General features: G+C 59.3%; 15 protein-coding genes. 7 read left to right on the top strand and 8 right to left on the bottom strand.

Translation table 11 applies throughout. From position 1 onward, the window contains the following. Positions 1-21 precede the first annotated feature (21 nt). The 4 genes from pta (at position 22) to ACR0BK_RS13755 (ending at position 5,670) form a co-directional block, all read left to right on the top strand. Positions 22-1,029, top strand: coding sequence for a phosphate acetyltransferase (pta, locus tag ACR0BK_RS13770; RefSeq protein WP_480555069.1), 1,008 nt, complete (start codon positions 22-24; stop codon positions 1,027-1,029). Positions 1,030-1,119: 90 nt separating this feature from the next. Then, complete coding sequence (locus ACR0BK_RS13765) at positions 1,120-3,939, top strand: molybdopterin oxidoreductase family protein (protein WP_480555065.1); 2,820 nt, start codon at positions 1,120-1,122, stop codon at positions 3,937-3,939. A 109-nt stretch (positions 3,940-4,048) separates the two neighbouring features. Beyond that, positions 4,049-4,798, top strand: coding sequence for a 4Fe-4S dicluster domain-containing protein (locus ACR0BK_RS13760; RefSeq protein ID WP_480555064.1), 750 nt, complete (start codon positions 4,049-4,051; stop codon positions 4,796-4,798). Continuing rightward, on the top strand, positions 4,798-5,670 hold the full coding sequence (locus tag ACR0BK_RS13755) for a dimethyl sulfoxide reductase anchor subunit family protein (protein ID WP_480555062.1): 873 nt from the start codon (positions 4,798-4,800) through the stop codon (positions 5,668-5,670). Before ACR0BK_RS13760 ends, ACR0BK_RS13755 begins: the two co-directional genes overlap by 1 nt. A 133-nt stretch (positions 5,671-5,803) precedes the next feature. Here ACR0BK_RS13755 and dapA read toward each other — a convergent pair whose 3' ends face one another. Continuing rightward, positions 5,804-6,676 carry a 4-hydroxy-tetrahydrodipicolinate synthase gene (gene dapA, locus ACR0BK_RS13750; RefSeq protein ID WP_480555060.1) on the bottom strand — a complete coding sequence of 291 codons (873 nt, stop codon included), beginning with the start codon at positions 6,674-6,676 and terminating at the stop codon, positions 5,804-5,806. A 133-nt stretch (positions 6,677-6,809) separates the two neighbouring features. On the opposite strand from dapA, the gene ACR0BK_RS13745 reads away from it, so the two are divergent. Further along, positions 6,810-8,783, top strand: a complete 1,974-nt coding sequence (locus ACR0BK_RS13745; RefSeq protein ID WP_480474110.1) for a lytic transglycosylase domain-containing protein — start codon at positions 6,810-6,812, stop codon at positions 8,781-8,783. Here the strand turns inward: ACR0BK_RS13745 and ACR0BK_RS13740 are convergent. Beyond that, the gene (locus ACR0BK_RS13740) at positions 8,757-9,626 is read right to left on the bottom strand and encodes a DMT family transporter (protein WP_480474111.1); all 870 of its coding nucleotides are present in this window, start codon (positions 9,624-9,626) and stop codon (positions 8,757-8,759) included. The two genes, ACR0BK_RS13745 and ACR0BK_RS13740, sit on opposite strands and share 27 nt — an antisense overlap. Beyond that, positions 9,623-10,288 (bottom strand): tRNA (5-methylaminomethyl-2-thiouridine)(34)-methyltransferase MnmC2, encoded by a 666-nt coding sequence (mnmC2, locus tag ACR0BK_RS13735; protein WP_480555059.1) that lies wholly within the window; start codon positions 10,286-10,288, stop codon positions 9,623-9,625. The genes ACR0BK_RS13740 and mnmC2 overlap by 4 nt, the downstream gene beginning before the upstream one ends. A gap of 55 nt (positions 10,289-10,343) precedes the next feature. Here mnmC2 and ACR0BK_RS13730 point away from each other — a divergent pair, with 55 nt between their 5' ends. Continuing rightward, positions 10,344-11,378: an NAD(P)/FAD-dependent oxidoreductase gene (locus ACR0BK_RS13730; RefSeq protein ID WP_480555057.1), complete on the top strand. Its 1,035-nt coding sequence runs from the start codon at positions 10,344-10,346 to the stop codon at positions 11,376-11,378. Here ACR0BK_RS13730 and ACR0BK_RS13725 read toward each other — a convergent pair. The 4 genes from ACR0BK_RS13725 to ACR0BK_RS13710 all read right to left on the bottom strand — a co-directional run bounded on the left by ACR0BK_RS13725 (position 11,370) and on the right by ACR0BK_RS13710 (position 14,331). Then, a complete protein-coding gene (locus ACR0BK_RS13725) occupies positions 11,370-12,161 on the bottom strand; it encodes an HTD2 family dehydratase (RefSeq protein WP_480555056.1) in 792 nt (263 codons plus the stop codon). The genes ACR0BK_RS13730 and ACR0BK_RS13725 overlap by 9 nt on opposite strands. A gap of 15 nt (positions 12,162-12,176) precedes the next feature. Next, complete coding sequence (locus ACR0BK_RS13720) at positions 12,177-12,719, bottom strand: NADPH-dependent FMN reductase (protein WP_480555055.1); 543 nt, start codon at positions 12,717-12,719, stop codon at positions 12,177-12,179. 122 nt (positions 12,720-12,841) lie between these two features. Continuing rightward, entirely contained in the window at positions 12,842-13,513 is a 672-nt protein-coding gene (locus ACR0BK_RS13715) for a YiaD family glycine zipper/OmpA-like lipoprotein (RefSeq protein ID WP_480484182.1), read from the bottom strand. Between the two features lie 125 nt (positions 13,514-13,638). Then, on the bottom strand, positions 13,639-14,331 hold the full coding sequence (locus ACR0BK_RS13710) for a helix-turn-helix transcriptional regulator (RefSeq protein WP_480555054.1): 693 nt from the start codon (positions 14,329-14,331) through the stop codon (positions 13,639-13,641). Positions 14,332-14,435: 104 nt separating this feature from the next. Between ACR0BK_RS13710 and ACR0BK_RS13705 the strand changes: the two genes are divergently transcribed. Next, the gene (locus tag ACR0BK_RS13705) at positions 14,436-14,627 is read left to right on the top strand and encodes a hypothetical protein (protein WP_480484088.1); all 192 of its coding nucleotides are present in this window, start codon (positions 14,436-14,438) and stop codon (positions 14,625-14,627) included. A 2-nt stretch (positions 14,628-14,629) separates the two neighbouring features. Here ACR0BK_RS13705 and ACR0BK_RS13700 read toward each other — a convergent pair whose 3' ends face one another. Beyond that, positions 14,630-15,277 carry an RluA family pseudouridine synthase gene (locus ACR0BK_RS13700; protein ID WP_480555053.1) on the bottom strand — a complete coding sequence of 216 codons (648 nt, stop codon included), beginning with the start codon at positions 15,275-15,277 and terminating at the stop codon, positions 14,630-14,632. Positions 15,278-15,320: the final 43 nt, after the last annotated feature.

The following is a 15,320-nucleotide window of genomic DNA, read 5'->3' as shown; positions in this document are numbered from 1 at the left end:
CCCAGGACGAGGCCGGAGCACATGACCCTGACACCCGTCGAGCTGTTGCGGCAAAACGCTCCGGCCACCCGTCCCATAATCGCCCTCAGCGAAGGCAACGACCCCCGCATCACCAAAGGAGCCCTCAACGCGCAGAGGGCCAATCTGGCCGATATCATTCTGGTTGGCCCGTACGCCGAGGTCGAAGCAGCCCTGAAAGATCAGGGGGCTGCTGCCTCTCACGGAGTTGAGATCCATGACCCTGTGACTTCGGACCTGACCGAAGAATTTGCCCAGACCTTTTTCGAACTGCGCCAGCATAAAGGCGTCGACCGGGTCAAAGCCCGTGCTGCCGTTGAAACACCCCCCGTCTATGCCGCCATGCTGGTGCGCAGCGGACGCGCCACCGGCACCGTAGGAGGGGCCGTTCACACGACCGGCGAAATCGTCCGTGCAGCCATCCAAGTGATTGGCATGGCCCCCGATGCAGGAATGGTGTCGTCCTTTTTCCTGATGTACCCGCCGGAAAACGCTCAGCCCGGGGCGCGGGCGATGCTCTATTCCGATTGCGGGCTGGTCATCAATCCGACCGCGGGCGAGCTGAGCAAGATTGCCATGGCATCCGCCACATCGGCCCGGACGCTGCTGCAGGTCGATCCAAAGATCGCGATGCTCAGCTTTTCCACGAAGGGCAGCGCCAAGCATCCGGACGTGGAAAAGGTGATCGAGGCTACAGAAATGCTGCGCCAGGCCGCGCCAGACCTGAACGTCGACGGTGAACTGCAATTCGACGCCGCCTTTGTACCTTCGGTTGGTGAGCGTAAATCACCGGGTTCGTCTGTCGCCGGGCAGGCCAACGTGATGATCTTTCCCAATCTTGATGCTGGCAATATCGGCTACAAAATCACCCAAAGACTGGGGGGCTACACCGCCATCGGACCGGTCTTACAGGGGCTGGCCAAACCCGCCAACGACCTGTCCCGCGGATGCAGCGCCGAGGATGTGACCCAGATGATCGCCGTGACCGCATTACAGGCAAATAGACTGTAACACTTAATTTTCGCACCGCTCCCGGAACGATGTTCTAAAATACCGAGGAAACTGACAAAATCCTCCTGACATAACCAACTGGACCCGCAAATGACCCATCAGCAGCCGATCCTTGATACGTCACCGAAAGTCTCGGACGAAATCCGCAGGACCACCTGCTACATGTGCGCCTGCCGATGCGGCATCAACGTTCACATGAAAGACGGCAAGGTTGCTTATATCGAAGGCAATCGCGACCACCCGGTGAACAAGGGCGTCTTGTGTGCCAAGGGGTCCGCCGGGATCATGCAGGTCAACGCCCCTTCGCGCCTGCGCAAGCCACTGAAACGGGTCGGCCCGCGTGGCTCGGGTGAATTTGAGGAGATCAGCTGGGACGAAGCGCTGGAACTGGCTGTCAGCTGGCTGGAGCCAATCCGTAAAGACAACCCGGAAAAGCTGGCCTTTTTCACCGGCCGGGACCAAAGTCAGAGTTTTACCAGCTTCTGGGCGCAAAATTTCGGAACCTGCAACTATGCGGCGCATGGCGGCTTCTGTTCGGTCAACATGGCCGCGGGCGGCATCTATACGATGGGCGGCGCGTTCTGGGAATTCGGCCAGCCTGATTGGGACCATACCAAGCTGTTCATGTTGTTTGGCGTGGCCGAAGACCACGACTCCAACCCGATCAAAATGGGTATTGGCAAGATCAAAGCGCGCGGCGCACGTGTAATCGGCGTCAACCCCATCCGCAGCGGATACAATGCCGTCGCCGATGATTGGGTCGGCATCACACCGGGAACTGACGGGCTGTTCATCCTGTCATTGATCCATGTACTGATGAAAGCCGGAAAGATCGATCTCGACTATCTGAGCCGCTACACCAATGCCCCGGTTTTGGTGGACGCGTCCGAAGGCGCCGGAAACGGCCTGTTCCTGCGCGACGATGACGGAAAGCCCCTGGTCATCGACCGGAATACAGGCAAGCTGACGGCCTTCGACACGCCTGGCGTTCGCCCGGATTTGTCAGCGATCTACGAAAACGACGGTGTCGTTCATCGCCCTGTGTTTCACTTGATGGCGGAAAAATACCTGTCTGAGGAACACGCGCCCGAAGCTGTTGCCGAAAAATGCGGTATTCCCGCCAAGCGCATTCGCGCGATTGCTGCGGAACTGGCGCGCGTCGCCTTTGACGAGGCGTTCGAGCTGGATCACGAATGGACCGATTTCCGGGGCGAGAAACACACCAAGATGATTGGCCGCCCTGTTGCGATGCACTCGATGCGCGGCGTTTCGGCTCATGCCAATGGTTTCCAGACCTGCCGCGCGCTGCATGTGCTGCAGATCATCCTTGGCACGGTCGAGGTTCCCGGCGGCTTCCGCTTCAAGCCCCCCTACCCCAAACCGATCGAGGCGCACCCGACACCGCATTGCAAGGTGACGCCCAACTCGCCCCTGGATGGCCCGCATCTGGGTTTCGTCCGCGGCCCGGAACACCTTGCGCTGAAGAAAGATGGCAGCCCCGCACGGATCGACAAGGCTTTCACCTGGGAAAACCCGATGTCCAGCCACGGGCTGATGCATATGGTGATCTCGAACGCACATGCGGGCGACCCGTACAAGATCGATACGCTGTTCATGTACATGGCAAACATGTCGTGGAACTCGACCATGAACACCAAGGGTGTCATCGAGATGCTGACGGACAAGGGTGAAAACGGCGATTACGTGATCCCGCGCATCATCTATTCGGACGCCTATTCTTCCGAGATGGTGGCCTACGCGGACCTCGTCCTTCCGGATACAACCTACCTCGAACGCCACGACTGTATCTCGCTGCTGGATCGCCCGATTTGCGAGGCGGATGCGGCCGCTGACGCAATCCGCTGGCCTGTGATCGAACCGGACCGTGACGTGCGCGGGTTTCAGTCAGTATTGATCGATCTCGCAAACCGTATGAAACTTCCGGGCTTCACCCATGAAGACGGCTGCGCAAAATGGGTCGATTACGCCGACTATATCGTCAATCACGAACGCAAGCCGGGTATTGGCCCACTAGCCGGGTTCCGTGGCGAAAATGCCGACAAGGAAGGGCGCGGAGAAGTCAACCCGGATCAGTTGAACCGCTATATAGAGAACGGCGGCTTCTACGTGGCGCATATCCCGCAAGGCGCGGATTACTACAAACCATGGAATGCGGCCTATCAGGAATGGGCCGTGGGCATGGGGCTCTATGACAGCCCGCAGCCATACCTATTCCAACTCTACTCCGAGCCGATGCGCAAGTTTCAGCTGGCAGCCGAAGGCCATGGCGACCGACAGCCGCCTGATCATCTGCGCCAGCGGATCAAAGACACGATGGACCCACTTCCAATCTGGTACGAAACAGACCAGCAGGGCAACGACGGCTTCACTGTCAACGCGCTGACCCAGCGCCCGATGGCGATGTATCACAGCTGGGGCACGCAAAACGCCTGGCTGCGGCAGTTGCACGGGCGAAACCCGCTCTATGTTCCGACCAAGCTGATGCACAAGCACGGCCTGAGCGACGGAGATTGGGCCAAAATCACATCCCCTCATGGTGAGATTACCGTCCCTGTGATGGAAATGGCCGCCCTGAACGAAAACACCGTCTGGACATGGAACGCCATCGGCAAACGCAAAGGCGCCTGGGCCCTGCAGCATGACGCGCCCGAGGCCACTAAGGGCTTTTTGCTCAACCACCTGATCCACGAATTATTGCCGCCAAAAGGCGACGGGCTACGCTGGGCCAACTCCGACCCCATTACTGGTCAGGCCGCATGGTTTGACCTGAAAGTCAAAATCGAAAAGGCCGACGCGCCCGCCGATGCTCAGAGCCAGCCTCATTTTGACCCGATCAAATCACCGGTAGGAGCTGGCCCTGCGAATTTGGCGTGGAAGGTGGGCGAATGACCCGGACCCGCTCTTCATCTGGCCACAAATATCCCGGGGGTGAATTGAGCCGCAGGCTCAAGAGGGGGCTGGCCCCCTCACCCGTCCTCAACAGCACAGGTATCCTGACATGACCCAGCTACCGAACTCCACCGAGCGCAAGATGGGTCTGGTGATCGACCTAGACACCTGCGTTGGGTGCCATGCCTGCGTGATTTCCTGCAAGGGCTGGAACACGGAAAATTACGGCGCGCCGCTGTCCGATCAGGATGCCTATGGCGCCAACCCGTCGGGCACTTTCCTGAACCGCGTGCATTCCTACGAGGTGCAACCGGCGGAAGGGCACGCGCAACTGATCCATTTCCCGAAATCCTGCCTGCACTGCGAAGACGCGCCCTGTGTTACCGTCTGCCCAACCGGGGCCAGTTACAAGCGGGTCGAGGATGGCATCGTGCTGGTCAATGAAAGCGACTGCATCGGGTGTGGCCTGTGTGCCTGGTCCTGCCCCTATGGCGCGCGTGAACTGGATAGGGCCGAGGGGGTGATGAAGAAATGCACCCTCTGCGTCGACCGGATTTACAACGAGAACCTGCCCGAGGTGGACCGGATTCCGTCTTGTGTTCGAACCTGTCCGGCGGGCGCGCGGCACTTTGGCGATCTGGGCAATCCGGAGAGCGACGTCAGCAAGCTTGTTGCGGAACGCGGCGGAATGGACCTGATGCCCGAAATGGGCACCAAACCCGTCAACAAATATCTTCCACCGCGCCCGAAAGACACGGTGGAAGATCAGATCGACATCCTGGCCCCGCTGTTGGCACCTGTCGCTGAAGAGCCCAAGGGCTTCCTCGGCTGGCTCGACAAGACGTTGGAGAAACTCTGATGCATCCTGCACCCTCCGTCATCCTCTTCACCACTCTGTCCGGTCTGGGCTTCGGCCTGCTCTTCTTCCTTGGTCTTGGCCTTCCGGCTGTCTCGGGTTGGGTGGCTTTTGTGTTTTTCGCCATCGCTTACGGTCTGGCCGTCGGAGGGCTGATGGCCTCGACCTTCCACCTCGGCCACCCGGAACGGGCCTGGAAGGCTTTTACCCAATGGAAAACCAGCTGGCTTAGCCGTGAGGGCTGGTGTGCCGTGCTCGCCCTGGTCGTCATGGGACTTTATGCGATTGGCGTAGTGTTTCTGGATCGGCATTGGAGCCTGCTGGGTTGGGTCGGAGCGTTGATGTCACTGGCGACCGTGTTCACGACATCGATGATCTACACGCAACTCAAGACCATCCCGCGCTGGAATATGAACCTGACCCCCGCCATGTTCCTGAGCTTCAGCCTGGCGGGTGGTGCGTTGCTGGCGGGCCAGACACGTGTTGCTATTCCGCTTCTGCTGATCGCCGCTTTGGTTCAATTCTTGTATTGGAAGAAAGGCGACAAAGCGCTGGAGGCATCCGGAACGGATCTGGGCACGGCGACAGGTTTGGGTAACCGGGGCACAGTCAGAGCGTTCGAACCACCGCATACCGGTACCAACTATCTGCTGCGTGAGTTTGTTCATGTGGTCGGGCGCAAACATGCACAGAAATTGCGGGTGATCTCGTTTGTATTGGCCTTTGTCCTGCCGGTTCTGTTGCTGGTCCTGCCATTCAACCATTTACTGGCCTTGCTGGCGGTGGCATCGCATCTGGCGGGTGTCGCGACCTCGCGCTGGTTGTTCTTTGCGCAGGCTGAACATGTCGTGGGGCTTTATTACGGCAAACGTTGAGGGGGCTCTGCCCCCGCCGCGGCACACCGCGACTCCCCTGGGATATTTTTGGCCAGATGAAGTCTGGATCCTGAAAAAGAAAAAGGCGGCGCTCGGTAGTCGAGGCCGCCTTTTCCGGTTTCTGAAGACCGGGTCAGATGAGGCCCGTGTGTGCCATTGCTGCTTCAATCGCGGCCTTTGTGCTGTCTTCCAGCTCGGTCAGAGGCGAGCGGACTTCAGTGCTGCAGAGACCCAGTTTGCTGAGCGCGTATTTGGCGCCGACCAACCCGGGTTCGATAAAGATCGCTTCGTGCAGCGGCATCAGCTTGTCCTGGTATTCCAGTGCCTTTGCATAATCGCCCGACAATGTGGCCTGCTGGAATTCGGCGCAGAGTCTGGGGGCCACGTTTGCGGTAACTGAAATGCATCCGACACCGCCATGGGCATTGAAACCCAGTGCCGTGGCGTCTTCACCGGACAGTTGGCAGAAGTCCTTGCCACAGATCGCACGCTGCTGGCTGACGCGCGCCAGATCGCCCGTCGCATCCTTGACCCCGACAATACGCGGCAACCGGGCCAATTCGCCCATGGTGGCGGGGGTCATGTCGATGACCGATCGCCCGGGAATGTTGTAGATGATGATCGGAATATCCGCAGCCTCGTGCAGGGCTTGGAAATGCGCGATCAGGCCGCGTTGAGTCGGTTTGTTGTAGTAAGGCGTGACAACCAGCGCCGCATCGGCCCCAACTTTTTCGGCGAACTGAACGAACCGGACGGCTTCGACCGTGTTGTTCGACCCGGCACCGGCAATAACCGGAACACGGCCAGCAGCCGTTTTGACCACTTCTTCGATGACCGTTTCGTGTTCGTCATGGCTGAGCGTCGGGCTTTCGCCGGTGGTTCCAACGGGCACCAGCCCGGTCGAGCCTTCGGAGATCTGCCATTCGACCAGATGTTTAAGCGTCTTCAGGTCCAACTCGCCGTTGTTGAACGGAGTGACGAGAGCTGGCATCGAGCCTTTGAACATGACACGCTCCTTAAGGTGCACATTGCGGTTTTTGCGCCTCGGCCTCTCACGTTTCCAGCTTTGTGAGTTGATCCCGCCGGCGCAGGGTTTATCCTCACAGGCTCTATCCTCGGTTGGTTGGGAAATGCAAGGGATGACACGCTTTCTGGCACTGTTGACTGGTGTGATTCTATACGCAGTGACGACACCGCAAGCCGCACGCGCGGATGCGGCCGGTGATTTGCGCGCCGGGCTGTATGAAATGCGCAAGGGCGACTGGAACGCGGCACTGCGCGTATCGGGCCAGCGCGGCTCGGTCCCGCGCGATGTCATTGTCTGGCACTGGCTGCGTGAGGGGTTTGGCAGCTCGGGCGATGTGCTGGTGTTTCTCGAACGCCGCCCGGATTGGCCCGGGCTGGATTGGCTGCGCCGCAAGAGTGAGCCGGTCTTTACCGGGGCCGATCCCGACAGGGTTCTGAAGTTTTACGCTGGCTTGACTCCTCAGACTGCTGAAGGCGCGCTGAACTATGCGGTGGCCCTTAAGGCCAAAGGGCGCATTGGCGAGGCGGAAGCCGACATCGTGACAGCCTGGCGTACCATGCCGATGGGGTCGGGGTTGCAAAAGGACTATCTGGAGAATTTTGCCAAACTGCTGAAGCCACACCATGCCGCGCGGCTGGACCGGATGCTGTGGGATGGCCATTTGGTCAGCGCAGAACAGATGCTGCCCCTGGTCAGCACGGATGAGCGCAAGCTGGCCGAAGCGCGAATCGCGTTGCAGAAACGCCAGCCAGGCGTAGACGGCAAGGTGGCGGCGGTACCGAAGTCGCTGGCAGATGCGCCGGGGCTGGCATTCGACCGTTTTGTCTGGCGGGACAAGAAAGAACTGGATGACAGCGCCGTCGACCTGATGCTGGCACGGTCAACCGGACCGGAGGCTCTGGGCGAGCCTGACAAATGGGCCGAGGGACGCCGCCGTCTGGCCCGGCTCGAGATGCGATCGGGGCGAGCGGCGCGCGCTTATGACGTGGCGGCCAAGCACCATATGACCCCCGAAATGGGATATTCCTATGCGGATCTCGAGTGGCTGGCCGGGTTTCTGGCCCTGCGCAAACTGAATGACCCTGCCACAGCCGTGCGGCACTTCCAGAATTTTTCGAATGCCGTGCAATCGCCGATCTCGAAAGGGCGCGGCGGCTATTGGCTGGGGCGAGCTTACGCCGAGCTTGGGGAAGCAGACAAAGCCTATGAGGCCTATGCGATGGGCGCGGATCATCAGACCTCTTTTTATGGTCTGCTTGCGGCGGAACGGATCGGACGGCCATTTGACAAGGAACTGGCCAATCCGCGTCGCGCGCCGCACTGGCGTCAGGCTGAGTTCGCCGAATCCAGCGTTCTGGAAGCCGGGCTGCTGTTGCTGAAGGCCGGGGAAGACAACTTGTCCGAGAGGTTCCTGACCCATCTTGTCGAAGGTCTTGACCCTGTGCAGGCCAACCAGTTGGGCGACCTTGCAATTGAACTTAAGCAGCCGCATCTGGCTGTGATGATAGCCAAGCGGGCTGCGACCACGGGCACCATTTTGCCTGCGGCCTACTACCCGGTTCATCCGGTGGCCGACATGCGTCTGCCAATGGCCAAGGAAATGACGCTGGCCATCGCACGGCGCGAAAGCGAATTTGATCCGGTTGTCGTCAGCGGCGCGGGTGCGCGCGGCCTGATGCAGGTGATGCCTGCAACAGCCAAGCTTGTAGCCGGAGAGCTGGGGATACTCAGCGGCCATCAGACCGGTCGGTTGACGTCGGACTGGCAATACAACGCCAAGCTTGGCGCCAACTATCTTTCGGGCCTTGCGACCGAGTTCAACGGGAATGTCGTCATGATGGCGGCGGGTTACAATGCTGGTCCAAAGCGCCCGATCTCGTGGATGGAACGCTATGGTGATCCACGCACCGGCGAGGTGGATATCGTAGACTGGATCGAGACCATTCCGTTCGATGAGACGCGCAACTATGTGATGCGCGTGACCGAAAGCTTGCCGGTCTACCGCGCCCGACTGGGGCAGCCCGCCCTGCCGGTTCCGTTTTCGCAGGAACTGATCGGATCATCGCTGGCGGCGTTCGCGCCATAAGGTAAAAAGCCCTGCGGCTACAACAATCGCTGCGCCCGCGACAACTTCAGGGCGCAGTGTTTCACCAAAGATCGAAATCCCCAGAATCGCGCTCCAGACCAGGTGAAAATAGGCAAAGGGTTGGACGGCGCTGGCTTCGGCCATCTCATAACATTTGATCAGCAGCCAGTGCCCCGTTGCCCCGCTGACGCACAGCAACGCCATCCAGAGCCAGTCGCTGCGGGCCATTGGCTCCCAGAACCACATTCCAAACAGAGTCATGGCGACGGCGCCAACGACGCCGGTCCAGAAAAAGCTGGTGGCCGTGCTGTCCTGACGTGCGACATAGCGCGTCAGCAGGCCATAGATCGCAAACAGAAACGCCGAGATCAGCGGAATGACGGCCCAAGGATCAAAGACACCAACGCCCGGCTGCAGAATGATCAGAACACCAATGCAACCAACGCCGATCGCGACCCAGCGCCGCCATCCGACCTTTTCGCCCAGAACCGGACCGCTCAGCGCGGCGACAAGCAGGGGATAGCTTATGAAAACGGCCATACTGTCGATCAGACCGAGCACTGTGAAACCAAACACGGCGACGCAGATCTCGGTGGCCAGCAGCAGGCCCCGCAGGATCTGAAGACCCATCTGGTTCGTCTGCATGGCCGCCTTTAACCCGCCTGAGGATCGCGCCGCCAACGCAATGACAAAGGCCGCGAAGAACCAATAGCGGATCATCACCACCATGTAGGTGTTATAGGTTCCGGCCAAATGGCGTGAGATACCGTCCTGCAAGGCAAAGACAATCGTCGCGCCCACCATCAGGGCGATACCCGCACCTGCATTGTTTTTCTGCGTCATGCCTTGAGCGCCCGCGTCATGTGCCGCTTGCGGCCATAGCCGGATGTACGGGTGACGGTGAAACCGGCATCCTGAAGCCCGCGTCGAACAAACCCGGCGGCCGTATATGTGGCTGCCGTGCCATCGGTGGCAGTATGCGCCGCCACTTGCTGCATCAACTCTGCCCCCCACAATTCAGGGTTCTTGGCAGGAGAGAACCCGTCAAGGAACCAGGCGTTGGCCATGCCTGCCCATTGCGGCAGGCTGTTGCGCGCATCGCCGATGATCACTTCGCATTGAAGGGTTTCAAGATTGCAGGCGTGACCTGTCCAATGGGCCAGAAACTGGCTGCTCCACGGGTGTAACTCGGGGAAGGCCTCAAGCGCGCGACGCATATCATCCGTGGCCATGGGAAAGGCTTCGAAACTGGTGAACCGAAGCGGGCCTGTTTGGCCGGATTTCTCCCATTCAGACCAAACCGTCAGCAGGTTCAGACCGGTCCCAAAGCCCATCTCGGCAATATGAAACCCCGGCGCAAAGCGTTCTGGCAGACCATTGCCTGCCAGAAACACATGGCGCGTCTCTTCCAGCCCGTTTTGCAACGAGTAATAGGGATCGTCGAAACGGTCCGAGACCGGTATCTGATCCTCGGTCCACGTCAATTCGGCATGCTGGTCTGCCATCGGGGAATCCTGTAGCTAAGCGGCGCGACACTGAACAAGGAAAAGGGAATTGGCAATGGTCGATGTGACGGTTCGCGGGGCAGGAATTTTCGGCCTGTCCATCGCCTGGATCAGCGCCCGGCGGGGCGCGAAGGTACAGGTTGTCGATCCTTTTGGGCCGGGCTCCGGGTCCAGTGGCGGTCTGGTGGGGGCCTTGGCCCCGCATGTGCCCGAAAACTGGAATGCCAAGAAAGCTTTTCAGTTCGACAGCCTGATCATGGCCGAAGCCTTTTGGCAGCAGGTCGAGGGTACCGGCGGCGTTTCCCCCGGCTATGGCCGTCTGGGCCGTCTTCAACCCATTCCTGACATCCGCAGCCTTGATCTGGCCCGGCAACGCGAAGGTTCAGCCGATCAGCATTGGCAGGGGCAGGCAGAATGGCGGGTGATCAAAACATCGCAGGCCGGATCGTGGTGCCCGCCCAGCCCCACCGGCTTTGTCATCCGCGATACACTGACAGCGCGCATGCATCCCCGGCGGGCCTGCGCCGCTCTGGCTGCAGCCCTTGAGGTGATGGGCGTTCACGTTGTCAGTAACGCTGATGATAAAGGACAGGTTGTCCACGCCACGGGCCTAGCAGGATTACTGGAACTGAACGACGCCTACGGAAAAACCGTCGGAAACGGTGTCAAAGGCCAGGCCGCCCTGTTGCGCTTTGATGCAGGAGAGATGCCACAGCTATTCGCAGATGCGGTCCATATCGTGCCACATGCGGACGGAACGCTTGCAATCGGATCAACGTCTGAACGGGATTATGACGACCCGACCAGCACAGACAGTGCTTTGGACGATGTCATAGACCGCGCCACGCGCGCGCTGCCGCTTTTGCACGGGGCCGAGGTGATCGAACGTTGGGCCGGGGTGCGTCCCCGCAGCAAAAGTCGCGCCCCGATGTTGGGCCTGCATCCGTTGCACCAGGGTCAATTCATCGCCAATGGCGGCTTCAAGATCGGATTTGGCATGGCTCCGAAAGTGGCCGAGGTCATGGCTGATCTGATGTTGGAGGATCGGGATTCGATCCCCGATGACTTCCGCCCCGAAGCCTCACTGTGATAGGGCCACAGCCTTCATGCATTCCCGCCCGTCCGGGCCGCGCACCCACATGTCCTGACCGTTCCGGCACAGCTGGGCAGTCTCGAAATGCATCAACGGTGAGGTCGCACGGAAAGAAAACGATTTGAATGGTCCGCCAAGATCAACTGCAAACAGCATCAGAAGCTGCGCCAGAAGTGGCCCGTGCACAACCAGCCCTTCATATCCTTCCACATCGCGTGCATAGTCCAGATCGTAGTGAATGCGATGGCCGTTGAAGGTCAGCGCCGAGTAGCGAAACAGCAGGGTGGTATCGAACGCAACCGCACGGATATCCGTTTCATCCGTGCGCGATCGGGGCGGCGTCTGAGTCATCACACCCGGCGTGGGGTCTTCACGATAAACAAGATCCTGCCATTCGGTCAGACAAAGTTGGCCACTTTGCCGTATCTCGTGCCGCAAAGTGACAAAACCCAACGGGCCGGACCGCCCCTCTTTTGTGCTTTGGTTATCAAGAACCGATGTCCTGTCAGCAGGTTTACCCGCGATCAGCGGTGCATGAAATTCCAATTGCCCACCGGCCCACATTCTGCGGGGCAATCCCATATCCGGGATCAGGCCACCCACCATGGGATGCCCATCCCGCCCCAGCGCAGCAGGCGGTTGCGGCGCCCAGAAATAGAGCTGATGGAAGAATGGCGGCAGAGCTGAACCATTGGCAATTGTTGGCTCAGAGCCTAACGCAACCTGAAGCGATGCGGCACGGGCCGGATCAAGGATATCGCTTTGACGCTGTTCCAACATATGGGCAGTCCAAGCTCAGAAACCGGCCTCGGCCCTGAGTTTCTGCATCAGCATGTGCAGCGAATTTTCGTATCGCTCGGACAACAACCTACCCTGATCGTCGAACTCATTCGAGCTGTCAGCGATGTGGATTTCCGGACCCTGCAAGATACGGGGCTGAAAGGGCACCATGCAGGCGCGCAGGATCATCTGCGCCCTTTCCCCACCAGCGCGGCCACCCGCGGCCGACATCACGGCAACCGGCTTGCCCGCCCACGGATTGCCTTTCGTCCGGCTGACCCAGTCCAGCGCGTTTTTCAGAACACCCGAAGGCCCTTTGTTGTATTCGGGCGTCGAGATGATCACCGCATCCGCCTGCCCGATCTGGTCGGCCAGCATCTGAACAGGTGCCGGTATCCCTTCGGCATCCTCCAGATCGCCATCATAAAGCGGCAGGTTCAGGTCTGCTTCGGCATAGCTGACAGGGTCGAATAACCGGGCAGCTTCGCGCAGCAGCTTGCGATTCGTCGCGTCCTTGCGCAGGGAGCCGGACAGGCCAAGCAGGGTCGGTTGAGACATCAGGGACAACTCCGTTTCAGTGTTTCCCAATAGTTAGACCGAGATTGACCCTGACCAAACCCCCATTGACGCACAGTCATTGCGCAACAGGGGCCGGGCCAGATCGGTCCTGCGTTTCAGGATCACGCGTTTCCGCTGGGGACCACAACAATCTCAACCCGCCGGTTTTGCGCTTTTCCTTGCGGCGTCAGGTTGGACGCGACCGGGTTGTTTTCACCCTGACCGTAGGTTCTGATACGGCTGTAGCTGACACCATTGGCTTGCAGGATATCCGCGACCGCGTTTGCGCGACGCTCGGACAAACCCTGATTATAAGACGCGTCACCATCGCTGTCGGTATGACCGATGATCTGAACGTTCGAGTTGGGATAGTTGACAAGGTTTTGGCCCACTTTCACCAGATCCGCCCGCAGCGCCGGGCGCACGGTCGAGCTGTCTGTGTCAAACGTTATGTCATTCGGGACAGTCACGATCAGCCGGTCACCCGCATTGACGATTGTAATCCCGTCATTCGCCAGTTGTTGGCGCAACTCGGCAGCCTGCTTGTCCAACTGGTTGCCGATCAGACCGCCACCGGCGGCACCAATGGCGGCGCCGGCCAGCGCCCCAAGACCCGGGTTCGAATTATTGGCAATCGCGCCGACACCCGCGCCGATAAGGCCACCCAGAACCGCACCCTGCTTCGTATTTTTGTTGGGGTCGTTCTGAACGGTCAGGGTGCCCGGATCGGTACAGGCCGTCACCGCCATGATTGAACACAGGCCTGTCGCCAGAAAAAACTTTGAAATCGTCATGATATCACCTTCTGCTCCGGTACCCGTTCTTCGGGCTTGATCCATTTCACCCAGTATATCACTGCGCTTGCTCACAGGCTCAAGCAACAATGCGGTGAAATAGGCGAATACCCGCCAAAGGCCATTCATACCGGTTCCGCAAAGGTGCCCGCGTGCTGTTGTTCCTGCCAGAGATCACGCAAAGATTTACCCTGTCCCAGAAATCCTTCGTCAGTGTATTCACTGGACCAGATGCGATCGGTTCTGAAATGGCGAAAGCCGTTTCGCATTTCGCACCACCCTGCCAGCAACGTGCATTCGATATGATAGATCAGCGCCAGCGGGCGCACCACGCGGATGGTTTGTTCGCCTTCACCATCTACGTAAGTGATGCGAATTTTCCGTTCTGCCCGAATAGCTTCGCGATAATGCGAAACAGAAACACATCCCTTCTCGGGATCATCCGCCGGAGCCCCCCAGGGTGAAACCTGCAACCAATCGGTCGGGCTATGCAGTGCATCGATCTTCCGACAGATTCGACTTGCAGCGCGCTGCAAGTGGCTGTCGCCGGTGCGCGCCAGAAGAGACAGGCCAACCCACAGAGCCTCAACCTCTTCGGCGTCGAAATTCAGCGGCGGCAAATCGTAACCACGCCGCATCATGTAGCCGACACCGGCCTCACCTTCGATGGGTGTTCGCTGGGCCTGCAATTCGGCAATGTCACGATAGACGGTGCGCATGGACACCTCCAGCCGGGCAGCCAGCGCTTCTGCCGTGACCGGCGCACCTGCGGCCCGCAGAATCTGGATGATTTCAAACAAACGGGTCGAACGGCGCATCGCATTCTCCTGACACTCTGCTGACACCCTAGCACACCCCACTGACAACATGCTGTCAGCAGTGACGCGCGATAATGGGTGGATATCACACAAGGAGCCAAGAAATGCCGCACCTCGACAACCACGTCATGATGACACTGAAGCTTGGTCAATGGTCACAGGATCACACACTGCGTGCCTTCGAGATTGAACGTGAGCTCGCGCAGGAGCGCCATTGCCGCCAGCCGGTTTCGACGAAACGAACAAGACGCATTTCGCTGGGCAACCTGAAGATGCTGTGGGCCGGAATAGTCTGAGGTCAAAAATCGGGCTGGGCGCGAAATTTCATCGAGTGCCCGCCCTCGGGATGCTTCAGGCGCAGTTCTTCGGAATGCAGCATCAATCTGGGAAATTCCCTTGCCGCACCTGTTGCATAGAACGGATCGCCCAGAATCGGGTGACCCAATGCCTGCATATGAACGCGCAACTGATGAGACCGCCCGGTTTTGGGAAACAAACGTAGGCGAGAGGTCTCGCCCTCATGTTTCACGACGCGCCAATCGGTGACAGCAGGTTTACCCGTATCATGACACACAATTTGTCTGGGTCGGTTAGGCCAGTCCACGATCAACGGCAGGTCAACGGTGCCGGTCTTTGGCTCCATCCGCCCCCAGACACGGGCAATATAGGTTTTCCGGGTCTGCCGCTTCTCGAACTGCATACTCAGATGCCGCTGCGCATGGGGTGTTTGGGCAAAAACCATGACACCTGATGTGTCCCGGTCCAGTCGATGCACAAGCAACGCCTGAGGGAAAGCTGCCTGCACGCGTGTCAGAAGGCAATCAGCCAGATGCTCGCCCCGCCCCGGCACGGAAAGCAGACCTGACGGTTTGTTCACCACAATCAGCTGCGCATCTTCGTGCAGCACGTCCAGCGCGGTTTGCGGGGGGGCATAGGTTTCGCTCATGCGGGCCTGCCTATCTCAGCACGCACCTTCCCGCAACGTCGTC

It is taken from the genome of Ruegeria sp. AF1, assembly GCF_056542125.1.
The sequence above is the reverse complement of the archived record's forward strand: the minus strand, read 5'-3'. Positions and strand labels throughout refer to the sequence as shown.